The following is a 204-nucleotide window of genomic DNA, read 5'->3' as shown; positions in this document are numbered from 1 at the left end:
TTTAATGGCTTCGGCGTATTACCCAACCAGCAAGCTCGGTAGCGAATTCATCCCACCACTGGATGAAGGCGATTTGATGTATATGCCAACCACTTACCCGGGCATTTCTATTGGTAAGGCGCGTGAGCTGCTACAGCAAACCAACAAGCTGATCAAAACCGTGCCTGAGGTGGAAACCGTTTGGGGCAAAATTGGCCGCGCCGA

At 51.5% G+C, this 204-nt stretch carries 1 protein-coding gene; it reads left to right on the top strand.

All coding sequences use genetic code 11. The features are described from left to right. Positions 1-204: efflux RND transporter permease subunit (locus tag ACP45E_RS18690; RefSeq protein ID WP_141707420.1), on the top strand; the 204-nt coding region annotated here is incomplete at both ends.

It is taken from the genome of Vibrio genomosp. F10 str. 9ZD137 (assembly GCF_049974785.1).
In the GTDB taxonomy this organism is placed as follows: Bacteria; Pseudomonadota; Gammaproteobacteria; order Enterobacterales; family Vibrionaceae; genus Vibrio.
Note: the sequence above shows the minus strand (reverse complement) of the source record. Positions and strands in the feature narration are given on the sequence as shown.